The organism is Planotetraspora mira (genome assembly GCF_016863275.1).
Taxonomy (GTDB): Bacteria; Actinomycetota; Actinomycetes; order Streptosporangiales; family Streptosporangiaceae; genus Planotetraspora; species Planotetraspora mira.
The window spans coordinates 318676-339831 of the sequence record NZ_BOOO01000001.1 but is presented as its reverse complement, the minus strand read 5'-3'; the positions used below and the strand labels follow the sequence as shown (position 1 = coordinate 339831).

The following is a 21156-nucleotide window of genomic DNA, read 5'->3' as shown; positions in this document are numbered from 1 at the left end:
ATGCCCCCGACCCTAGCGTCATCGCAGCGGCCTGCCCTCACGTGGCTGGTGTGGATGCAGTCCCTGGTAGGCGCGCTCGATCCGGTCCCTGAGCCGGCCCGCGCCGTACGCGGGGACGCTCCAGGTGCCGTCGACCTGGACCAGCCGGACTCCGGGGGAGTCCAGCCAGCGCAGGACGCACTCGGTCTCCTCCGCGCTGGCGGCGGGGGTGGGCCCCGGCCCGGGCGTGACCGTCTCCGCGGTGGCCACCAGCGCGTCCACATAGGGCGTGGGATGCGCGCCCCGTGGCATCACCCCGGCGGCGGCGAGCCTGCCGTACCGGACCACGTGGATGTCCCAGCCGCCGTCGAAGGCCGGGCTCGCCGCCACCATCTGGGAGATGGCCGTGAGCGACCTCAGCCGCTGCATGCGGGCCGCCGTCCTGATGTAGACCGCGAGCCGGTCCCGGTCGACGGCGGCCTCCTCGTATCGCTGCTCGGTGGACAGCCGCCGCATGCGGGCCTCCAGCGCGGAGAAGACCGCCTCCGAGTCGTGCTCCATGGCCCTCTTGGCGCCGCGGACGTGCCGCGCGTAGGCGTCCTCGCTCTCGCGGCCCTCGCACGGGGCTCCGCACCGGCCGAGCTCGGCGAGCGTGCAGGCGCTCCGCCGGGTCCGGGAGGAGAGCCGCTCGGTGCACTGGCGCAGCGGCAGGGCCTCGTGCATGGCCGTTCTGGCGTCGTCGGCGGCGCGGCTGCTCCCGAACGGCCCGAGATAGGTGGCGCCGTCGTCCTTCACCTCCCGCACGATGCTGAGCCGGGGGAACGGCTCGTTGGTGAGCTTGAGCCACACCGCGCGCTCGGGGAAGCGGGATCTCTTGTTGTAGCGGGGCTTGGTGGAGCCGATCATCCTGAGCTCGCGGATCTCGGCCTCCAGCCCCGTGGCGCACACGATCGTCCTGACCCGCTCGGCGATGCCGACCATCTCGCGGATCCGGGAACGCGTCTCGCTCGCCGTGAAGTAGCTGCGGACGCGGTTGCGCAGGTTGGAGCTCTTGCCGATGTAGAGGGCCTCGCCCCTCGTGTCCTCGAAGACGTACACGCCCGGGGCGCTGGGAACCCCCTCGGCGAGGTGGCGCTTGCGTTGTTGCTCGGGCGTGGGGGTCCTGGCGAAGCTCCGCAGCTCCTCCAGCGTGTGGACGCCGAGCGAGCCGACCCGGGCGATGAGCCCGTGCAGGACGTCGACGGTGGCCTTGGCGTCGGCGAGCGCCCGGTGACACGGCTCGGTGGTGCTGCGGAACAGCCGGGCCAGCGTGCCCAGCTTGCAGTTGGGCGTCTCGTCGCGGGTCAGCACGCGCCGCGCGAGGTCGGCGGTGTCGACGATCGGGTTGGCCGGCGGCGGGTATCCGTTGGCCGCGCAGGCGGCCCGGATGAACGACATGTCGAAGGGCGCGTTGTGGGCGACCAGCGCCGCCCCTTTGACGAACTCCAGAAAGCTCGGCAGGACCTGGGAGAACGGCGGGGCGGCCAGCACCATCGCGTCGGTGATGCCCGTGAGCACGGAGATGAACGGGGGGATCGGGCCGCCCGGGTCGACGAGGGTCGCGAACTCGCCCACCACCTCGCCGCCGCGCACCTTGACCGCGCCGATCTCGGTGATCGCGTGCTCGGCGGCCGATCCGCCTGTGGTCTCCAGGTCGAAGACCACGAACGTGACCTCTCGCAGGGGAGTGCCGAGCTCGTCCAGGGTGCCCTGTACCGCGTCCACGGCCATGACCTTAGGGAGTCCGACCGACAATTGGCGCGCCCGCACCGCCTGGGGAGGCGCGGCAGGCCCCGGGAATGCGACACCGGTATATTTACGGCATTCAGGTAGGAATTAGGAACTTTACGGAAGATCTCTGACGATGACGCCCACTTTCACCGAGCGGTCCGCGGGCACGGCCCGCCGGCTCGCCGTGGCGGACGACCTCGCGGCGGCGCTGGCGGACGACGTCGCCGGCCGTGACGCGGCCGGCTCCGCTCCCGCTTCCGAGATCGCGCTGCTCAAGGAGTCCGGCCTGCTGGGCCTGCTGGTCCCCGAGGAGCGCGGCGGCGCGGGCGAGCCGTGGAGCACCGTGCTCGAGGCCGTGCGGATCCTCGCGAGGGCCGACGCGTCGGCCGCGATGCTCCTCGGCTACCACCACCTCCATCTGTGGCGGTTGTCCCACTACGACAACCCGGCGCTCGCCGAGCGGGCGCAGCGCGGCACCACCGGCGAGGGATGGTTCTGGGGCGGAGCGAGCAATCCGCGCGATCCCGGGCTCGTCCTGTCTCCGCATGAAGACGGTTTCCTGGTGCGAGGGCGGAAGGGGTTCGCCACGGGCGCGCAGGTCGCCGACCGGATCGTGGTCAGCGGCACTGTGGAGGGTGGCACCGGGTCGGCGGCGCAGGGTGCGGCGGAGACCGGCGGCAAGGTCATGGTGGTCGTCGACGGCCGGGCGGACGGGGTGCGGCACGCCGACGACTGGAACGCGCTCGGGGTCCGCAGGTCCGCCAGCGGCAGCGTCGAGTTCGACGGGGCCCGGGTCCCCGCGGACTGGGTGGTCGGGCGGGTGCCGTCGAGCGAGGAGTCGGCGGCGCCGTACCAGAGCCTGGTCGTGCCGGGCTTCCAGATCGTCTTCGTGCACCTCTACGTCGGCATCGCCCAGGGCGCGCTCGCCGCCGCGGCCGGTTACACCCGGACGAAGTCACGGCCGTGGACGGGAAGCGGCGTCGAGTCCGCGGCCCAGGACCCCTACATCCTGGAGGCCTACGGAGACCTCGCCGCCCAGACCGCGGCGGCCGACGCCCTCGCGGAGCGGGCGCGCACGGCCTTCGACCGGGCCGTGGGCAGGGGCGCGGAACTGACGCCTGATGAGCGGGGGGAGACGGCGCTCGCGATCTCGACGGCCAAGGTCGTCGCCCAGCGTGCCGTCCTCGACGTGACCACCCGGATCTACGATCTGATGGGGGCGCGGGCCACAGGCTCGGGTGCGGGATTCGACCGCTACTGGCGGGACGCCCGTACGCACACCCTGCACGACCCGATCGCCTACAAGTTGCGCGAAGTGGGTGACCACGCGCTCAACGGCACGCTGCCGAAGCCCGGGCCGTACAGCTGACCGGGGCGGGCGCCGCGTCAGCCCCGGACGGCGGCGCGGCGGGCGGCGATGGCGTCGTAGTCGGGGATCCTGGCGGCGATGGGGTCGCCGGTGAAGTTGCCGACCCAGCCGTCGTCGTCGTGGAAGAACCGGATGGCGGTGAAGTCCGGCGCGGTTCCCATGTCGAACCAGTGGGTGGTGTTCTTCGGCACGTTGAGCAGGTCGCCGGCCTCGCACAACACCGCGTGCACCCTGCCCGCCGCGCGTAGGTAGAAGATGCCGGAGCCGCCGACGAAGAAACGGACCTCGTCGTCGTCGTGGGTGTGCTCGGAGAGGAACTTCCCCCGGGCCGCGGCGGCCTTCTCCGGCCATTGCGGGTCGTCCTCGGGGTGCAACTGCGAGACGTCGACGAAGGTGTAGCCCTCCTCGGCCACCACCCGCTCCACCTCGGCGCGGTAGGCGTCGAGGATCCGCTCCTGGTCGGCTCCCGCCACCAGGTCCTCGACGACCCCCCAATGGCGCAGCCGTACGTCGATCTCCTTCAGCGCCGCGGCGATCTCGCTCGCGTCCTCGGTCTCGAGCACCGTCTGGGGGACGTCGTCCTCGGTGTACACCGTCAGAAATGTCATGCCCCGATTCTGCGCCGACAGTGTCGTTCTCCACAAATCCGGGTATACATGTATGAATAGTGGACAATCGGCTTCTAGCTGCATATCCTCCCCGATGTGATCCCCGTAAGAGTCCTCGGAGCGGTCGCCGGCGTCCTCGTGCTCGCCGGTTGCTCCCAGGGAACCTCCTCCACGGCCACGACGGCCGTCCCCAGCGCGACCTCCTCCGCCGCGGCGAGCCCGGCGGCGCCGGTCCCCGCGAAGTTCGCCTCCGGCGGGGTCGAGATATCCCTTGTACGGCAGCTCTCCTCCGGGGACTACTTCGAGCAGTGGCTCGCCGGAGCCCAGGCCGAGGCCGAGGCCCTGAACGTGAAGCTGGACGTCTCCAGCGGCGACGGCAACAACGACAAGCAGGCGCTCAACCTGGAGCAGGCGATCGGCCGCAAGCCTGACGCGATCATCGTCGACCACGGGTTCGCCGAGACGGTCCAGCCGACGATCAAGAAGGCCGTGTCCGCGGGCATCCCGCTCGTGGCCTACGACGTCGACCCCGGATCGCCGGACGCCGTCGCGATCTCGCAGGACGACCACGCGATCGCCGAGCAGGGGCTCGGCGTGCTCAAGGCGGACACGGGAGGTTCCGGCGACGTCATCTACGTGTACGTCGCGGGCTACGCCGCGCTCGACCACCGCAACGAGACGTGGACCCAGTTCAAGAAGGACAACCCCGGGATCAAGCAGGTCGCCCAGATCGGCGTGGTGAACAACTCCACGGCCGCGGCCGTGGCCGACCAGGCCAAGGCCGCGCTGACCGCCAACCCGGGAGTGAAGGCGATCTTCGCGCCGTACGACGAGTTCGCCAAGGGCGCCACTTTGGCCGTCAAGGAGCTGGGCCTGCAGGACAAGGTCAAGGTCTACGGCGCCGACGTCTCCACGGCCGACATCGGCGTCATGACGGAGCCGGGCAGCCCGTGGGTCGCCACCTCCGCGGCCGACGCCTCGAACGTGGGACGCATCGCCGTGCGCGCCGCGGCCCTCCTGGTCGCCGGTCAGCAGGTGGACCACACGCTCGAGGTGCCTCCCGCGCTCATCACTCAAAAGCAGCTGCGCGACGGCGGGATCGGCAACATCCAGCAGCTCGTCACGGCCGTCCCCGACCTGCTGACCCCCGACGTGGCGCGGGTGCCCTGGGCCGCGTCGTGACCGAGGCCGCCGAGCCGGTCGTGTCGGTGTCGGGGGTGTCCAAGAGGTACGGCGCGACATGGGCACTGCGGGAGGTGACCCTCGAGATCGGCCCGGGCGAGATCGTCGGGCTGATCGGCACGAACGGCGCGGGCAAGTCAACGCTGATCAAGGTGCTGTCGGGAGCCGCCCAGCCCACCTCGGGCACGATGCGGCTCGACGGCCGGGCCGTCCGGCACGCGGGCCCGCTCGACGCGCTCGCCGCCGGTGTGCAGACGGTGCACCAGAACATCGACGACGGGGTGGTCTTCGGCACGACCGTGGCGGAGAACCTCACCCTCGACTCGCTGAGCCGCAAGGGCGCGGGCTGGTTCACCACCCGGGCCAGGACCAACGCCGAGGCCCGCGAGGTGGCCGCCGCCGTACGGCTGGACGCGCCGCTCGACGCCCCGGTGGAGACGTTGTCCGCGAGCGACCGCCAGCGGATCGTCATCGCCCGCGCGGTGTCGAGACGGCCCCGGCTGCTCATCCTCGACGAGCCGACCTCGACGCTCTCGACGGTGGAGGCCGGCCTGCTGCTGGACATCGTCAAGGAGATGGCCGCGGCCGGAGTCGCCGTGCTGTACGTCTCCCACCGGCTGGCCGAGATCGAGGACCTGTGCCATCGGGTCGTCGTGCTCCGCGACGGGCGGGTGCGAAGGACGTTCGCCGCTCCCGTCGACCGGACGGCCGTCGTCGAGGCGATGCTGGGCGACCTCGCGCACGCCGGCCCGGTGGACGGCGCCGGCTCCCGTGCCGTCGCGGATCAGGCCGCGACCCCGGTGCTCGTGGCGGCCGGAGTCCGGACCAGGCCAGGTGGCGAGCCCTTCGACGTCGAGGTCCGCCCCGGGGAGATCCTGGGCGTGGTCGGGCTCGTCGGCTCGGGCAAGACCGAGTTGCTCGAGCAGTTCTACGGAGCCCGCCCGCTCCAGTCGGGCGGCCTGCTGCTCGACGGCCTGCCGTACCGGCCGCGTGATCCGCACGCGGCGGTGAAGGCGGGGGTCGCGTTCGCGGCCGAGGAGCGGTCCGCCCAGGCGATCGTGCCGGGCTGGTCGGTCAGGGCCCATGTCACGCTTCCCCGGCTCCGGCAGCACAGCCGCTCGGGCCTGCTTTCCCGGCGTTCGGAGTACGGCTCGGCCGCGGCGGTGATCGAGCGGTTCGGGGTCCGGGGGCCCGGTGTCGACGCGCCCATCGAGACCCTGTCCGGTGGCAACCAGCAGAAGGTCGTCGTCGGGCGCTGGCTGGAGGCGTCGCCCCGGCTGCTGATCCTTGATGAGCCGTTCCGGGGCGTGGACGTGGGGGCACGCGCCGACATCGGCCGCACCCTCGCGGAGCACTCGGCCGGAATGGGCGTGATCGTCGCGTCGTCCGACCCGCAGGAGGTCGTCGAACTCGCCGGGCGGATCCTGGTGCTGCACGAGGGGAACCTGGCCGGAGAGATCCGCGCAGGGGACGCCACCGCCGGACGGCTCGCCACGCTGATGTCGGGAGCGGCGGCATGACCGCGCGTGGTGCCCGGACGCGCGGGAGGACGGCATGACGGCCCAGGAGACCTCCGTGCCCTCCCCGTCCGCCGGGCCCCAGGAGGCGCCCGTCGCCGCGCGCGTGCCGGAGCGGGTCGCAGCCGCGGCCCGCCGGTTCGGGCTGGTCGTCCTGCTCATCGTGCTGCTGCCCGTCTTCGCCGCCCTCAACCCGGCCTTCGCCACGTACGGCAACAGCATGATCGTGTTGCAGTCGGTGGCGGTCGTCGGCGTGGTCGCGCTCGGGGTGACCGTCTCGATGACCACGGGCGGGTTCGACCTGTCCGCGGGGGCGTGCGTCGGCTTCGTCGTCATGGTGACCGCCCTGACGATGGTGCGCTTCAACCTCACCGGCGGGACGGCGATCGCCGTGGGCCTGGCCGCCGGCCTGGTCGTCGCGGCGGTCAACGTGCTGCTCACCGTGGTGGCGAAGGTGCCCGACCTGGTCGCCACCCTCGGGACCATGTTCCTGTTCCAGGGCCTGGCCCTCATCGTCACCTCGGGCCAGTCGGTCTCCGCGGGCATGACGGTCGCCGGGGCGCCCGCCCCCGGCCGCTACACGGAGGGCTTCGTCTGGCTCGGCGGCGGCACGGTCGCGTCCGTGCCCGTACCCGTCATCGTCTTCGCCGTGCTCGCCGCGGCGGTGTACGTGTTCCTCAACCACACCCGATGGGGTCGGGCGCTGTACGCCATCGGCGGCAACGCCGAGGCGGCGCGGCTCGCCGGCGTGCGGGTCGCCCGCTACCGCGCCCTGGCCTACGCGATCTCCGGGCTGTGCGCCGCCCTCGGCGGCATCCTGCTGTCGGCCAGACTCGGCAGGGGGGACGTCGGCGCGGGCGACCCGTACCTGCTGCAGAGCGTGGCGGCGGCCCTCATCGGCTTCGCCGTCCTCGGGGCCAACCGGCCCAACGCACTCGGGACCGTCGTCGGCGCCCTGTTCATCGGTGTCCTGATCAACGGCCTGACCATGCTCAACGCGCCCTACTACACGCAGACCTTCGTCCAGGGGGCGCTGCTCGTCGGCGCGCTCGTGCTGAGCTACACCGGACGTCGGGAAAGGAGCGACAGGTGACCGCCGCCGTCGAGGCCGAGCAGGCCTACGAGATCCTCACGGTCGAGACCGTCCCCCGCTACATCGCGGAGCGTCCCGCGCTGCGCGGCCTGATCGATCCCGCGCAGATCACCCGGGTCCGCGACGTCGGCGACGGCAACATGAACCTGGTGTTCGTCGTGGAGTCGTCCGGCGGGAACCTCGTGCTCAAGCAGGCCCTGCCGTGGGTGCGGATCGACCCGACCTGGCCGATCACTCCCGAGCGCAACCGGTTCGAGGCCCAGGCGCTGCGGGCGCACGGTTCCGCCGCGCCCGGGCTCGTCCCGGCGATCTACGACGCCGACGACGCCCGGCACGTGGTGGCGATCGAGGACCTGTCCGATCACCGGGTGTGGCGCGGCGCGCTCAACGAGGGGCTGCGGCACGAGGGGGCGGCCACCGACCTCGGTCACTACGTGGCGCGGGTGGCGTTCGGCACGTCGGTCTTCGGGCTGGGCGCCGAGGCGCACAAGGCGGCCGTGGCCGCGTCCGTCAACCCCGAGCTCTGCGAGATCACCGAGGACCTCGTCTTCACCGAGCCGTACATCCGGCACGAGCACAACAAGATCCTTCCCGCGAACGCGCAGGACGTCGCCGACTACGCGGGCGATCCCCGCGTCAGGACCGCCATCGGCATGGCCAAGCTGGCGTTCATGACGCACGCCGAGGCGCTCATCCACGGCGACCTCCACACCGGTTCCGTGCTCGTCCGCGCCGAGGAGCCGGGCAGGGCCCGCTCGACGCGGGCGTTCGACGTCGAGTTCGCCTTCTACGGTCCCGTCGGCTTCGACATCGGGGCGCTGTGGGGCAACTTCGTGCTGGCCGCCGCCCGGGCGCGCGCGCTCGGCGACGACGAGCACGCCACGTGGGTCCTCGGCCTGGCGGAGGAGGCCTGGGCGGCGTTCCGCGCGGAGTTCGCGGCGTTGTGGCCGGGCCGCGCCGATCCCCGGGTGTACGGCGACGGCGTCCTCGAGGGCTTCCTGTCCGGCGTGTACGGCGACGCCGTGGCGGCGGGCGCGGCGAAGGCCGCGCGCAGGGTCATCGGCTTCTCCCGGGTCGCCGACATCGAGACCCTCCCGGAGGACCTCCGGGTGACGGCCATCCGCGGCGTGCTCAGGGCGGCCAGGCTCCTGCTGGTCGAAGGCGCGGCCACGGAAGGCCCCGGCGCGCTCTTCGACCGGGTGGGAGACGCACTCGCCGGCGAGTCCTGATCAGCCGACGGCCAGGGCGTAGGAGAGCAGCCACTCGACGCACTCCGTCACGTGCCTGGCCTTCTTGAGGTCGGATCCCCAGGCGTACAGACCGTGGGAGGCGACGATCACGGCAGGGGTCCGCGGGTCGTACGCCGCCTCGAACCAGTCGCCCAGTTCGGCCATGTCCTGGCTGTTGCGGATCACCGGGATGACGACCTCGTCGTCGTGCGCCAGCCTGCCGATGCCCTTCAGCGTCTCCACGTCGCGCAGGAGGACGCCGCCCGGCCAGCGGTGCCCGGCGACCACGGCGTTCAGCGCGTGGACGTGCACGACCGCTCCGGCTCCCGTGAGCGCGGCCACGCGGGCGTGCAGACCCGCCTCGGCGGAGGGGACCAGCGGCGGCACGCCCTCGACCGCGACCGGGTCGCCCTGCGGGTCGACGACGGCGACGTCCGAGGCGGTCAGCTCGCCCTTGTCGAGGCCGCTGGCGGTGACGGCGAGCCGGAGCGGCTCCCTCGTGACGACCTCGGACAGGTTGCCGGACGTGCCGCGCATCCAGCCGAAGCCGGTGAACCTGGCCGACTCGGCGGCGAGCCGTCCGCCCGCCTCGAAGACGCGGCCGGCGGTGAGCGGTTGCGGAGCGGTCATCGGACGCGCACCTCCTCGAACGACGTGACGACGGGGTGAGGGCCGAAATCGGCCGCCGCGCTCGGCTCGCCCGGGCGGCGCACGCCCGTGGTCCGCCAGCCTGCCGCGGCGGCCGCGTCCAGCTCGGCGGGCACGTCGGACAGGAAGAGCAGAGTGGCGGGCTCCCCGAGATCCTGGGCGATACGGGTGTAAGAGGCGGGCTCGCGCTTGGGGCCGGCGTTCACGGTGTCGAAGTGGCGCTCGACCAGCGTCGAGAGGTCCCCGGCGTCGGTGTGCCTGAACCAGGGGCGCTGGCTCGCCACCGAGCCGGACGAGAAGACGGCGAGCCTGTGCCCGGCCTCGTGCCACGCCCGCAGGGCCGGCGCGACGTCGGGGAAGAAGTGCGCGGTGAGCTCTCCCGCCGCGAAGCCCTCCGCCCAGATCCGGCCCTGGAGCGTCTTCAGCGGGGTGGCCTTGACGTCTCCGTCCATCCACTCGTGGAGCACCCGGACGACCTCGGCGGTCGCCGCCTCCTCCGGAAGGCCTGCTTCCGCCTTCACCTGGGCGACGGCGGAGCGGACGTCGGGGTCGCCGGGACGGCCGTCGATCCACGGCCCGAGCCGGGGCCGCGCGTAGGCGTAGAGCCCGACATGGACGGACTCGGTCGAGCTGGTCGTGCCCTCGATGTCGAGCACGATCCATCGGATCTCGCTCACTGGGTCAGCACCTCCACGAAGTCGGCGACGAAACGGGCGGCGTCCACCTGGGTGATCACCCGGGTGTCCGGAGCGGGATGGTAGGGGAAGGCGGGCGGCAGGCCGTTCACGGTCCGCATCAGGCGGGCCCGGGACAGGAACCCGTCGGTCACCACGTTGACGGGCCCGTCTACCCACCCGGTCGCGAAGCTCGGGTCCAGGAGGATCCCGGCGGCCAGCGGATCATGCAGAGGGATGATCCGGCGGCCCCACTCGTTCTGATAGAAGTCCAGGTAGGCCTCGAGGATCTCGCTCGCGAACCGGGATCGCGGAGTGCCGGCCGCGCCGAGGGCCGCGATGGCGTGCTCGCCGAGGATGGTCCCGCCCGTGACGTTCACCCCGACCATCACCAGCTCGTTCCTGGGCGCGGAGAACACCGCCCGCGCCGCCTCGGGATCGTTGTTGACGTTGGCATCGATCATCAGCAGGGTTCCCGGCTCGGCGTACGGCCCGGAGCCGCCCATCAGCACCACGGAGCGGTATCTGGTGAACAGCTCGGGGTCGATCCGCAACGCCAGGGCGAGGTTGGTCAGCGGGCCGAGTGCGAGCAGGTCGAGTTCACCGGGACGCTCGGCCGCCAGCCGTACCAGCAGTTCGGCCCCGGTTTCGCCGGTGACCTCCGGTAGCGGGCGGTCGTAGCCGCGGTCGCCGAGGCCGTCGCCGCCGTGGACGTGACCGGCGATGCGCGGGTCGCCCTTGAGAGGTGCAGCGGCTCCGCGGGCGATCGGGACGTCCAGGCCGAGCAGCCGGGTCACGTAGCCGATGTTCCGGGTGGAGTCCTCCTCGACGCAGTTGCCGTACACCGAGGTGAGGGCGACGATCTCCGCGTCGGGGCGGCCGGCGAGATACAGCAGGGTGTGGGCGTCGTCGATGCCGGTGTCGGTGTCGACGACGACGCGCCGGACCTGGCTCATGGATTCTCCTCGAAATGACCGGACACCTGGTCCGGCCGGTAGACGCCGCGCTCGGTGACGATCGCCGTCACCAGCGCGGGCGGCGTGGCGTCGAAAGCGGGGTAGTAGCCGACGGCGCCCTCGGCGGCGCTGCGCGTCCCGAGGACGTGCAGGACCTCGTCGCCGTCGCGGCGCTCGATCACGACGTCCTCGATGGTGGGGGCCAGCGGGTCGGGCGCCTGGACCAGCGCGTACAGGGGGACGTCGAAGGCCTGCGCGGCCAGCGCGACGCCGAGTGTGCCGATTTTGTTCACGACGTGGCCGTCCATGGTCACGCGGTCGGCGGCCACCAAGGCCACGTCGGCGAGACGGTCGGACAGGGCGGCCGCCACCATCCCGTCCGTGATCACTGTGGGCCGGTAGCCCATCTCCACCAGTGTCGCGGCCGTGAGCCTCGCCCCCTGGAGGTAGGGCCGGGTCTCCGTGCAGACGAACTCGAGCCGCTTGCCGGCCTCCTGCGCCGCCTCCACGGTGGTGATCAGGTACGCGTCGGCCCAGCAGTGGGTGAGCACCCGGGCGCCGTCGCCGAGCAGTGAGGCGGCGTTCCTGCCGAGGGCGACGCTGCGCGACCAGTACCGCGCGTCGTGCTCCGCGGCGGCCGCCTCGACGGCGTCGGCCAGCTCCTGTCCGGAGGCCCCGGCCAGCGGCCCGTCCACGGTGGCGGCCAGGATCGCGCGTACGGCGTCGCGGATGTGGTTGTTGGTGGGCCGGGTGGCGACCAGTCGCCCGCCGGCCGCCCGCAGGTACGCCGCGGCGGCCTCGGCGGGCTCGTGGCGTGCCTCCCTGGCGGCGAGTGTCATGCCCGCCGTGGTGGCGAACAGCGGCCCGGAGCTCTGGGTGACCATCTGCTTGATGGCCGCCGCGACCTCCTCGCTCGTGGCACAGTGCACCCACCGGGTCTCGAACGGGTAGACCCGGCGGTCGAGGATCTCCACGCCGTCGCCGGTGAGGCGTACCGAGTCGGCGAGGACCGGACGCGGGCGGGATGTGCTCATGCCGTCTCCAGTGGTGTGCGCCGCCTCCGGCCGGCCGCGCCGGCGAGGATCAGAGCGAGCAGTGTGATGACGTACGGCGCGGCGTCCGCGAGTTGCTGGGGCAGGCCGGCTCCCTGGAGCCGGAAGCCGAGGGCCTCGGCCACGCCGAAGAGCAGGCAGGCGGACAGGACCCGGAGCGGCCGGACGCCGCCCAACATGACCGCGACGACGGCGACCCAGCCACGGCCCGCGCTCATCCCCTCACTGAACAGCGTGACGTTGCCCAGTGCGAGCTGCGCCCCGGCGAGGCCGCACAGGGCGCCTGCGGCCAGGACGGCGCCGTGGCGGTAGGCGCCGACCTTGAGGCCGAGCGACTCGGCGGCCTCCGGGTGTTGCCCGATGCCCCGCAGCCGCAGTCCTGACCTGGTCCGCCTGAGCCACCATGCCGTGGCCGCCACCAGGACGAAGGCGGCCGGCACAAGAGGCGACTGCGAGCCGAGCACGGGCCCGATCACCGGCACGTGGTCCAGGCCCATGCCGGCCAAGGTCGGCAGGCCGTGAAGGTCGGGGGAGGTGTAGGTGCCGCCGACGCCGAGGATCTGGCGCATCAGGAACGCGGTCAGGCCGAGCGCGAGCAGGTTCATGCCCACCGCGATCACGACCGGGTCGGCGCGGAAGGTCACGGCGAGCACGGACAGGACCGCGGAGTACAGAGCCGTGGCGGCGACACCGCCCGCCACGCCCCACCACGCGCTGCCCGTCAGATGGCTGAACGACACGGCCGTGAAGGCGCCCCACAACATCTGGCCTTCCAGAGCCATGTTGAACACGCCGGACACCGAGCACAGCAGTCCGCCCAGCGCGGCCAGCACCACGGGGGTGGTGGCCGTGAGGACGGAGGCGACGAAGGTCAGCTCCAGGATGTTCACGCGTTCGCCTCTCCGACGTCGATCTCCTGAGCCCGCCGCGCGCGCCTTTCCCGCAGGACGCGCGTGGTCGCGAGCGCGGCCACGATCACGATGACGAGCCCCTGGATCACCTGGGTGAGCTGGCTGGGAACACCCGCGTCACGCTCCATCCCCTCTCCGCCGACCTGCAGGATCGTCATCAGCGCGACGGTGAAGGGGACGGCGATGGGTCGCCCGGTCGCCAGGAGCACGGCCGCGATCGCGGTGAAGGTGTACCCGGGAGCGGTCAGCGCCCCGTCGACGAAACGGAACGGCGGACCCAGCACGATGAGCCCGCCCACCAGGCCGGCGAACGCGCCGCCACCCGCCATCGTCACCACCGCGAGCCGGTCCACCCGGACGCCGCCGTATCGCGCGAACTCGCGATTGGCGCCCGTGGCCCGGATCTCGTAGCCCGCCACCGTGCGGCGGTCGACATATATCCAGCCGGCGGTCAGCAGAAGGATCAGTGGCAGGCCGATGGTCACATAGCCGCTGGCGCCGATGGCGGGCAGGTGCGCGGCGTCCGGAAGCAGGGGCGTCTCGGCGATCCCCGTGCGCGGCTCCGCGAGCGGGAATCGGACCAGGTAGGACGACAGGGCCACCGCGGGCGTGCTGACCAGGAGCGTCGTCACGATGGCCGGGATGCCGAATCGGGTGTGCAGCGGCGCTGAGATCCCGGCCACCACCGCGCCGGTGAGCGCCGCGACGACGAGCGGGAGAGCGACGGCGACCCCGGGTGGAAGCGGCACGCGTAGCGCCAGCGCCGCCGCGGCCACTCCGCCGAGCGCCATCTGGCCGTCGCCTCCGAGGTTGAACTCGCCGGTCCGCAGCGGGATCGCGAAGGCCAGGGCCATGCCGAGGGTCGGCACGAAGGCCCCGATCGTGTACTCGAGGTTGCCGTCGGCGACCGCGCCTCTGATCAGGGCGGGGTAGGCGTCTGAGGGATCCACTCCCACGACGAGCATGACCAGCGTCGTCACCACCAACGCCCCGGCGACCGCCAGGACGGCGGGGGCGCTCCTGCCGAGCGGCCCGAGCGCGGCCGCACGCCCTCGGGCCAGGGAGCCGAGCCTGACGGCACTCACCGCGTCGTTCCCTTCGCGTCGGCCGGTCCCTGTTCCCGAGCCGTCGCGGAGCTTTCCGTCTCCGCGGCCGGTGCCGCCTGCCCAGGTGTCGCGGTCGCCCCCGTCATGGCCGCGCCGAGCCGTTCCTCCGTGGCCTCGTCGCCCGCCAGTTCGGCCACCACGCGGCCTTCGAACATCACCAGGATGCGGTCGGCGAGCGCCCTCAGCTCGGACAGCTCGCTCGACTGGAGCAGCACGGCCTGGCCCGCGGCGCGGGCCTCGGACAGGAGGCCGTGGATCTGCTCCTGCGCCCCGACGTCCACTCCTTGGGTCGGCTCCTCGACCACGATCACGGGAGTCCCACGGGAGAGCTCGCGGGCGAGCACCGCCTTCTGCGCGTTCCCTCCGGACAGGGCGGAGATCGGGTCGCCGACGGACGCGGCGCGGATGGCGAATCTCTCGACGAGCGTCCTGGCCCGTTCGCGCACCGCGGCGGCCGACAGCCCCGCCCGGCCGCGCAGAGCGGGGGTCCGGTGGTCGCCCATGACCAGGTTCTCCGCGAGGCTCATGGTGGCGGCGGTGGCCCGGCCGTGCCGGTCCTCGGGCACGTAGGCGATCGCGGGTTCCCTGCCTCGCCGTACCGGCCTGCCGGACAGCAGCACGCCGCCGGAGGTCGCCGATCCCGGTGGGCGGAGGCCGGTCACGGTGTCGATGAGCTCGCGCTGCCCGCTTCCGGCGACGCCCGCGATGCCGACGATCTCTCCTGGGCGTACGCCGAAGGACACGTCCGACAATCTCGGAACCCCGTCCCGGTCGAGGACGGTCAGCCCGTCGACCTCCAGGGCGTACGGCCGACCGGCGGGAGTTCCGTCCGGCTCGCCATCGGGTGCGGCGGGTCGGCGCGGCGGGCCCAGCGAGCGGCCGATCATGGCGATGACGAGCTCGTCCGCCGTCGTCTCCGCGGTGACGAACCGGCCGGTCACCCGGCCCCGGCGGAGCACCGTCACGCGGTCGGTGGCCGTGAGGACCTCGCTGAGCTTGTGCGTCACCAGCACGACGGACGTGCCCGTCCGCGTGACCGTCTTGAGCACGTCGAACAACCGCGCCGCCTCGCCGGGGGTGAGCACCGCCGTCGGCTCGTCGAGGATCAGCACCTCGGCCTCCCGATACAGCGCCTTGAGGATCTCCACCCGCTGTCGCACCCCGACCGGCAGGCGGCCGGCCCTCGACGCGGGGTCCACGTACAGGCCGAAGACCTCGCCGAGCCGTTCGATCTCCCGCCCGGCGGCGGCCAGGTCGACGACGCCCCGGCGTGTCGGCTCGGCCCCGATCACGATGTTCTCGGCCACGGTCAGATCGGGGAAGAGCCGGAAACGCTGGTGGACCATGCCGAGGCCGTGGCCGATGGCCTCGGCGGGGGAGCGCAGGCGCACGCGCGTCCCGTTCCTCAGCACATGCCCGGAGTCCGGCCGCCGCAGGCCGTACAGGATGGACATGAGCGTGGACTTGCCGGCCCCGTTCTCACCCACCACCCCGTGGATCTCGCCTCGTCTGATCGCCAGGTCGATCCCGTCGTTCGCCACGACGGGACCGAACCGCTTGGTGATGCCGACGAGTTCGGCGGCCGGCGCCTCCGAGTCGCCGCCAGTTGGCATCCCTAACCTGCCAGGGGGTCCGCGACCGTGATCTTGCCCGCCACGATGTCGTCACGGACCTGCTTGACCTTGGCGATCACATCGGGGCTCGCCGCGACCGCGCACTTCGACGAGGTGAGGTCGGTGTCGAGCGCGTTCACGCCCACGCCGTCCTCGGCAAGGCCGTAGACCTTCACGCCGCCGGCCTTGCCCGCCGCGATGTCCTTGATCGCCGCGGCCTCGGCGACGTCGACGTGCTTGATGACGTTGTCGATGACGTTGCCCGGACTCTGGGGGCACTGGTCGACGTCCACGCCGAAGGCCTTCGCCCCGGCGGCCGCCGCGGCCTCGAAGACGCCCTGGTTCCCGCCGGACGCCGCCGCCTCGATCACGTCGACGCCCCGGCCGATGAGCGTCTGGGCCTGAGACTTGGCGCGAGCGGGGTCGCTGAAGGGGTTGCTGCCTCCGACGAAGAGCGGGGTCCCGGTGGCCTTCGGGTTCACCGACGCGGCGCCCGCGAAGAACGGGTCGATCCAGCGGTGGATGAAAGGCGAGTCGAGGGCGGCGACGACGCCGAGCTTGCCGCTCTTGGACAGCAGTCCGGCCTCCACACCCGCCAGGTAGGCCGCTTCGTGCTCCTTGAAGGAGACGCAGGTCAGGTTGGGGGCCTGGGCCTTCGGGCACGAGTCGATCTCAAGGAAGCTCTGACCGGGGTGCTGCTTGGGGACGGTGGTGAAGACGTCGTCGAAGGAGAAGCTGATGCCGACGATGACCGTGGGCTTGGCGCGGACCGCGGCGTCGACGTTCTGCGCGATGCTGGTCGGGTCCTTGCTCTCGTACAGCTTGAACGAGGCGCCGATCTCCTTCGCGGTCTCCTGCGCGCCCTTCACGCCGAGTTGCAGGAAGCTGTCGGTGCCGACGGGGTTCGGGGTGATCAGGATGATCGACTTGGTGGACGCCGAAGCGGCGGCCGGGCCGGTGGAGTCGCCGCCGCACGCGGCGAGCGCGAGGGAGAGCACGAGGCCGGCGGACGTGAGGAGGGCGATCTTCGAGGCAGGTCGCATGCTATGTCGTCTTGTTCCTTGAGATCCATCGTACGGGCGATATGCCCGGCTCATCTGGTGCAGCATATCCATTTATTTCCTACTTGAACAACGTGGATTAGTGCGCTTTCGTCCGGGATGGTCCCGGGCGGGCCGACTCGACGAGGCGACTCGGACAGGGGCGCGTCAGCCGTACCCTTGACGAAAGGACAAGTACAAGGAGCGGCAGGATGAGTTCAGCCGGAGAGGGCCTGTCTCGTCCGTTGCCTGAACAGGTCCGGTTACAGGTGGTGGAGCTCGCGGCCCAGGTGCTCGGCTCCATGTCCGCGACAGCGGTTCCGGGACCGTTGCGGGGGATCGCCAAGTTCGACCCGCGCAAGCGCGCCCGGCTCGGCAGCGCCCCGATCGCCGCGCAGTTGGAGAACGACAAGGAGTTCCGCGAGCTGGTCGCGGAGACCGTCCAGGAGGCCTGGCCCGAGCTGGTGGCCGCCCTCGCCGAGGGCACGGTGCCCCCGGCGGCGGAGCCGGTGATGGTGGCGGCCGCGGCCTATCTGACCCGCCCGCCGGGGTGGCCCGACCTGGTGGAGCTGGCGCGGGCCGACCTCGAGCAGGCGGCGGCCGCCGGGTCTCAGCGTGAGCAGGCGGAGGTGCGGCTGCGCGAGCAGCTCGCGGCCCACCGGGCGACGGCCAAGGAAGAGATCGAGCGGGTCCGCGAGCAGCTCAGGTCCGCCCGGTCCGAGAACGCGGAGTTGCGGCGCAAGCTGCACGACGCCCGCGAGCGGGTCAGGTCCGCCGAGGCCAGGGCCGCCGAGCTGCAGGCCGAGACCGCCGAGGCGACGAGCAGGGCGGCCACCGCGGGCGGCGCGGCGGAGACCGAGCTGCGCAGGCTGAAGGAGCGTCTCGCGGAGGCGGAGAGCCACCTCGAGGAGGGCCGCCGTGCGGCGCGTGAGGGCCGAAGTGTCGAGGACACCCGCATCCGCGTGCTCATGGACGCCCTTCAGGACGCGGCCGCCGGGTTGCGCAAGGAGCTCGCCCTGCCCACCTCGATCACCCGGCCGGCCGACTACGTCACCGGCGTGAAGCCCGGCGAGCCGGGGGTGGGCGCGGTCCCCGCCAGGGCGCTGGCCAACGACGACCCCCAACTGCTCGACCAGTTGCTGGCGATACCCAACCTGCATCTGATCATCGACGGCTACAACGTGACCAAGACGGGGTATCCGTCGCTCACCTTGGCCGACCAGCGGTCCCGGATACTCACCGGGCTCGGCGGCCTCGCCGTGCAGGCGCGGGTCGAGGTGACGTGCGTCTTCGACGGCGCCGAGCTGAACGGCCCCGTCCATGTCTCCGCGCCGCGTGGCGTCCGGGTGATGTTCAGCGCGCCGGGGGAGATCGCCGACGATCTCATCCGGCGCCTGGTCCGCGCGGAGCCCTCGGGGAGGGCGATCGCGGTCGTGTCGTCCGACCGCGAGGTGGCCGAGTCCGTGCGGCGGATGGGCGCCCGGCCCGTCCCGTCGACCCTCCTGCTGCGCCGTCTCGGCCGGACCTGATCGGCCGCCCGGGGGAGAGGCCCGATCGACCCGATCGGGCCCCTCGGGGAGGGCGCACGGGATTGGACCGTGCCGTTGGTCACCCTTCGGACGGTTTATGTCGCAATCGGTGACGATTGCCGTGAATAGCTGCGAATAGGTTGAAGCTCCAAGATCGCCCCAGTAGAGTCGCGCCCGCCGGTTAGGGTCTATCCCGAGGGAGCCTCGATGCGAGGGCGTGTACCGGTGGCCACTGGATTGGCCGCCGCGGTTCTGCTGCTGCCGATGACGAGCGCGCAGGCGGATCCAAAACCCACAATCGCCCAGGCCCAGGCCAAGCTGAAGACGCTGAACTCCAAGGCCGACAAGATCGTTGACGACTACAACGCCGCCAACGAGAAGTGGAAGAAGGCCAAGAAGAAGTACGACAGCGTCAACGACGACTACGAGAAGCAGTACTCCAAGGTCGACGTGCTCCGGCAGACGGTCGTCTCGATCGCCGTGAACACCTACCAGACGGGCGACGTCTCGATGCTGGGAGGCGTCTTCTACGGGTCCGACCCCGAGTCGGCGCTCAGCGGCATGGCCGCGCTCGACCAGTTGTCGCAGGGCCGGGCGAAGCAACTCGCGGAGTACGAGGCCGCGATCCAGGGGCTCAAGGACAAGAGGGACCAGCAGAAGGCGGCCTACGACGACGCCAACGAGACCAAGTCCGACCTCTCGAAGAAGAAGGCGGACGCGGAGAAGCTCGTCAAGGACCAGAAGGCGCTGCTGAAGAAGCTCGGCGCCTACAACGTCGGCAACACCAACAGCGCCGGCATCACCTACACCGGCTCGGCGTCGGGCAACGCCCTGACCGCCCTTCAGTTCGCGTACAAGCAGGTCGGCAAGCCCTACCAGTACGGCGCCACCGGTCCGGGCTCCTGGGACTGCTCGGGCCTCGTACAGGCGGCCTGGGGGGCCGCCGGGGTGAGCCTGCCGCGGACGACGTACGAGATGTGGTCGTGGGGAGCGAACCGCCGGGTGTCGACCAGCAAGCTCGAGCCCGGAGACCTGCTCTTCCACCCCGGCTTCGGCCACGTCGGCATCTACGCGGGCGGCGGCAAGGTCGTGCACGCGCCCCAGACCGGCGACGTCGTGAAGGTCGTCAGCCTCTCCGCCTACGGCGGTCTCGCCGGCGCGGTCCGCCCCTGACCCCCTCGCCCCTCCCGCGTGATCATGCACACCTTCGTGCAAGGCAGCCCTGAGCTGGCCTCACATCGGGCGTGATCATGCGCAGGTTCGGAGATGGGGTCCGTGAGCTGCGGTTTCGTCAACCGTGATCATGCGCACTTTCGCGCGTAGCGCTCGCGACCAGGGCGTTCGCGCTTTGTGATCATGCACGGATTCGCGCCGTGCGCCGTGCGCCGGGCCGTACGCCGATGGTGACCAGGGAATCGCGTCGAGGGCGTCCTCGGCGCGATTCAACTGTGCTCGGCAGGTGGCCACACGCGTGGCGCGTCCACCGGCCGTCCCTGAGCGGCCAGGCGTCCCCCTATGCCGCCGGGCGCGTGGTCGCGCGTGCCGCATGTCCGGTCCCCTTCCGCAGGGCCTGTGGCCTCGTCACCGGGCATGCCGTACGAGCATGTATGCCGCTTCGGTATGGCCTGACCGGAGCCGGTCTCGCCGCCGTCGTCCGCCGTAGAGGGTGGGCGCTTCGCCGCCGGGCCCCGACCGGATGGGGTCGCCTCGCCGGCTCAACTGGACCCCGGCGGGTCGTCGAAGATCTCTAACTGGTGTGACCAATGTTACTGATGTGACGCCGTTCAGCATTTGTTTTATTAAGTGTGAGCAGAGTCACATTTAGCGTAGATATCCATTAGATATCCAGCAGTTTTGCTTTCGTGATCAGCAAAAGTCGATCTCCATTTCCTTGTGTTCGTTTTGCCGAAGCGCGCGATCAATGGATAGCTTCTGGCGTCGCGACGAGCACGCCATGCACGTCGCCGGGATCGGTGAGCCGATTCCGGAACAGCCATCCATGCGTCGCCGTCGCCGTCGACTCGATCACACCTGGGCCCTGCGAGGCCCGCCGGCGGCGGTGACCTGCCGAGTCCGTGCAGTCAAGAGGCACGGAGCCGGGGAACCATTCGACCTTCGATGAAGGTCCGGGGTGAATCGGCGCGATTTGCGCCGTAGGGCGACTTCCCTGCCCGAATCCGTCAGCTAACCCGGTAGGCGCAAGTGGAAGACCGTAGGAGAGATCCTGTCCAGCACCCCCGTACGTCTGTCCCGTCGTGCCCTCGTCTCCCTCGGGGGCGTGGCGCTGACAGCCTCCGTCGGAGCCTTCTCCGTACAACCGGCGTCGGCCCAGACGGCGACGGCCGCGAAGGCGGCCACGGCGACGGTCACGACGACCGCCGCCACGGCCTCCACGAAGACCGTCAAGAAGAAGAAGCTGAGCAAGGCCGCCCTGCAGCAGTCCAAGGCCAGGCGGGCCATCTCAACCGCGAAGAAGCACATCGGCGACCCGTACCGCTGGGGAGCCACCGGACCTCACGCGTTCGACTGCTCGGGTCTGGTCAAGTACGCCTGGCGCAAGGCGGGCGTGAAACTGCCGCGTACGACCTACTCCATGCGCAAGGCCGTCAAGAAGAAGGTCTCCTGGGGACACTTCAAGATCGGTGACCTGATCTTCACCAGCGGCGGCGGCCACGTGGGCATGTACGTCGGGCACGGCAAGATGATCCACTCGCCGCACTCCGGTTCGCGGGTCCGGATCGACAAGCTGAACTCCTACCGCAAGCAGACGTTCGTGGGAGCGGTTCGGCCGGGTCTGTAGACCTGCCGGTTCTCAGAAAAGATGACCTTTTCTCAGTGGAGACGTCGGCGCCTTATGGACGTCTCCACTGAGAAAGGGGA

The 21156-nt window shown here is 71.4% G+C and carries 18 protein-coding genes and 1 riboswitch; of the genes, 8 read left to right on the top strand and 10 right to left on the bottom strand.

Annotated elements, in window-relative coordinates; all coding sequences use genetic code 11:
- Positions 1-18 precede the first annotated feature (18 nt).
- Positions 19-1749, bottom strand: coding sequence for a DEDD exonuclease domain-containing protein (locus Pmi06nite_RS01535; RefSeq protein WP_203950939.1), 1731 nt, complete (start codon positions 1747-1749; stop codon positions 19-21).
- A 133-nt stretch (positions 1750-1882) separates the two neighbouring features.
- Here Pmi06nite_RS01535 and Pmi06nite_RS42480 point away from each other — a divergent pair, with 133 nt between their 5' ends.
- The gene (locus Pmi06nite_RS42480) at positions 1883-3118 is read left to right on the top strand and encodes an acyl-CoA dehydrogenase family protein (RefSeq protein WP_203950938.1); all 1236 of its coding nucleotides are present in this window, start codon (positions 1883-1885) and stop codon (positions 3116-3118) included.
- 17 nt (positions 3119-3135) lie between these two features.
- Here the strand turns inward: Pmi06nite_RS42480 and Pmi06nite_RS01525 are convergent, their stop codons facing one another.
- Entirely contained in the window at positions 3136-3726 is a 591-nt protein-coding gene (locus Pmi06nite_RS01525; RefSeq protein ID WP_203950937.1) for a 1,2-dihydroxy-3-keto-5-methylthiopentene dioxygenase, read from the bottom strand.
- A gap of 96 nt (positions 3727-3822) precedes the next feature.
- Here Pmi06nite_RS01525 and Pmi06nite_RS01520 point away from each other — a divergent pair, with 96 nt between their 5' ends.
- Genes Pmi06nite_RS01520 through mtnK form a run of 4 tightly spaced genes read left to right on the top strand, consistent with a single transcriptional unit; the run spans position 3823 to position 8747 of the window.
- Positions 3823-4908: a substrate-binding domain-containing protein gene (locus tag Pmi06nite_RS01520; RefSeq protein WP_203950936.1), complete on the top strand. Its 1086-nt coding sequence runs from the start codon at positions 3823-3825 to the stop codon at positions 4906-4908.
- A complete protein-coding gene (locus Pmi06nite_RS01515; protein ID WP_203950935.1) occupies positions 4905-6428 on the top strand; it encodes a sugar ABC transporter ATP-binding protein in 1524 nt (507 codons plus the stop codon). Before Pmi06nite_RS01520 ends, Pmi06nite_RS01515 begins: the two co-directional genes overlap by 4 nt.
- Positions 6429-6462: 34 nt before the next feature.
- Positions 6463-7518, top strand: a complete 1056-nt coding sequence (locus Pmi06nite_RS01510) for an ABC transporter permease (protein WP_203950934.1) — start codon at positions 6463-6465, stop codon at positions 7516-7518.
- Positions 7515-8747, top strand: a complete 1233-nt coding sequence (mtnK, locus tag Pmi06nite_RS01505) for an S-methyl-5-thioribose kinase (RefSeq protein WP_203950933.1) — start codon at positions 7515-7517, stop codon at positions 8745-8747. Before Pmi06nite_RS01510 ends, mtnK begins: the two co-directional genes overlap by 4 nt.
- Here mtnK and mtnB read toward each other — a convergent pair whose 3' ends face one another.
- Genes mtnB through Pmi06nite_RS01465 form a run of 8 tightly spaced genes read right to left on the bottom strand, consistent with a single transcriptional unit; the run spans position 8748 to position 16750 of the window.
- The gene (mtnB, locus tag Pmi06nite_RS01500; protein ID WP_203950932.1) at positions 8748-9377 is read right to left on the bottom strand and encodes a methylthioribulose 1-phosphate dehydratase; all 630 of its coding nucleotides are present in this window, start codon (positions 9375-9377) and stop codon (positions 8748-8750) included. It lies immediately after the preceding gene.
- Positions 9374-10072: an acireductone synthase gene (gene mtnC / locus Pmi06nite_RS01495; protein ID WP_203950931.1), complete on the bottom strand. Its 699-nt coding sequence runs from the start codon at positions 10070-10072 to the stop codon at positions 9374-9376. The genes mtnB and mtnC overlap by 4 nt, the downstream gene beginning before the upstream one ends.
- Positions 10069-11025: a nucleoside hydrolase gene (locus Pmi06nite_RS01490; protein WP_203950930.1), complete on the bottom strand. Its 957-nt coding sequence runs from the start codon at positions 11023-11025 to the stop codon at positions 10069-10071. Before Pmi06nite_RS01490 ends, mtnC begins: the two co-directional genes overlap by 4 nt.
- Entirely contained in the window at positions 11022-12059 is a 1038-nt protein-coding gene (locus tag Pmi06nite_RS01485) for a translation initiation factor eIF-2B alpha/beta/delta subunit family protein (protein WP_203950929.1), read from the bottom strand. Before Pmi06nite_RS01485 ends, Pmi06nite_RS01490 begins: the two co-directional genes overlap by 4 nt.
- Positions 12056-12967, bottom strand: coding sequence for an ABC transporter permease (locus tag Pmi06nite_RS01480; RefSeq protein WP_203950928.1), 912 nt, complete (start codon positions 12965-12967; stop codon positions 12056-12058). Before Pmi06nite_RS01480 ends, Pmi06nite_RS01485 begins: the two co-directional genes overlap by 4 nt.
- Positions 12964-14073 carry an ABC transporter permease gene (locus Pmi06nite_RS01475; protein ID WP_203950927.1) on the bottom strand — a complete coding sequence of 370 codons (1110 nt, stop codon included), beginning with the start codon at positions 14071-14073 and terminating at the stop codon, positions 12964-12966. The genes Pmi06nite_RS01480 and Pmi06nite_RS01475 overlap by 4 nt, the downstream gene beginning before the upstream one ends.
- Positions 14070-15707 carry an ABC transporter ATP-binding protein gene (locus Pmi06nite_RS01470; protein WP_203950926.1) on the bottom strand — a complete coding sequence of 546 codons (1638 nt, stop codon included), beginning with the start codon at positions 15705-15707 and terminating at the stop codon, positions 14070-14072. The genes Pmi06nite_RS01475 and Pmi06nite_RS01470 overlap by 4 nt, the downstream gene beginning before the upstream one ends.
- Positions 15708-15709: 2 nt before the next feature.
- Positions 15710-16750, bottom strand: coding sequence for a BMP family ABC transporter substrate-binding protein (locus Pmi06nite_RS01465; RefSeq protein WP_203950925.1), 1041 nt, complete (start codon positions 16748-16750; stop codon positions 15710-15712).
- A gap of 209 nt (positions 16751-16959) precedes the next feature.
- Here Pmi06nite_RS01465 and Pmi06nite_RS01460 point away from each other — a divergent pair, with 209 nt between their 5' ends.
- From Pmi06nite_RS01460 to Pmi06nite_RS01450, 3 genes are all read left to right on the top strand, one after another.
- Positions 16960-18276 carry an NYN domain-containing protein gene (locus Pmi06nite_RS01460; RefSeq protein WP_203950924.1) on the top strand — a complete coding sequence of 439 codons (1317 nt, stop codon included), beginning with the start codon at positions 16960-16962 and terminating at the stop codon, positions 18274-18276.
- A 225-nt stretch (positions 18277-18501) separates the two neighbouring features.
- On the top strand, positions 18502-19449 hold the full coding sequence (locus tag Pmi06nite_RS01455) for a C40 family peptidase (RefSeq protein ID WP_239113458.1): 948 nt from the start codon (positions 18502-18504) through the stop codon (positions 19447-19449).
- Positions 19450-20331: 882 nt separating this feature from the next.
- A riboswitch (cyclic di-AMP (ydaO/yuaA leader) is annotated at positions 20332-20490 on the top strand.
- 64 nt (positions 20491-20554) lie between these two features.
- The gene (locus tag Pmi06nite_RS01450; protein WP_239113455.1) at positions 20555-21076 is read left to right on the top strand and encodes a C40 family peptidase; all 522 of its coding nucleotides are present in this window, start codon (positions 20555-20557) and stop codon (positions 21074-21076) included.
- Positions 21077-21156 lie beyond the last annotated feature (80 nt).

Bases quoted from the DNA above. Each gene is read 5' to 3' on its own strand.
- Pmi06nite_RS01535 (WP_203950939.1), bottom strand. From the start codon at position 1,749: ATGGCCGTGGACGCGGTACAGGGCACCCTGGACGAGCTCGGCACTCCC.
- Pmi06nite_RS42480 (WP_203950938.1), top strand. From the start codon at position 1,883: ATGACGCCCACTTTCACCGAGCGGTCCGCGGGCACGGCCCGCCGGCTC.
- Pmi06nite_RS01525 (WP_203950937.1), bottom strand. From the start codon at position 3,726: ATGACATTTCTGACGGTGTACACCGAGGACGACGTCCCCCAGACGGTG.
- Pmi06nite_RS01510 (WP_203950934.1), top strand. From the start codon at position 6,463: ATGACGGCCCAGGAGACCTCCGTGCCCTCCCCGTCCGCCGGGCCCCAG.
- mtnB (WP_203950932.1), bottom strand. From the start codon at position 9,377: ATGACCGCTCCGCAACCGCTCACCGCCGGCCGCGTCTTCGAGGCGGGC.
- Pmi06nite_RS01490 (WP_203950930.1), bottom strand. From the start codon at position 11,025: ATGAGCCAGGTCCGGCGCGTCGTCGTCGACACCGACACCGGCATCGAC.
- Pmi06nite_RS01485 (WP_203950929.1), bottom strand. From the start codon at position 12,059: ATGAGCACATCCCGCCCGCGTCCGGTCCTCGCCGACTCGGTACGCCTC.
- Pmi06nite_RS01470 (WP_203950926.1), bottom strand. From the start codon at position 15,707: ATGCCAACTGGCGGCGACTCGGAGGCGCCGGCCGCCGAACTCGTCGGC.
- Pmi06nite_RS01465 (WP_203950925.1), bottom strand. From the start codon at position 16,750: ATGCGACCTGCCTCGAAGATCGCCCTCCTCACGTCCGCCGGCCTCGTG.
- Pmi06nite_RS01460 (WP_203950924.1), top strand. From the start codon at position 16,960: ATGAGTTCAGCCGGAGAGGGCCTGTCTCGTCCGTTGCCTGAACAGGTC.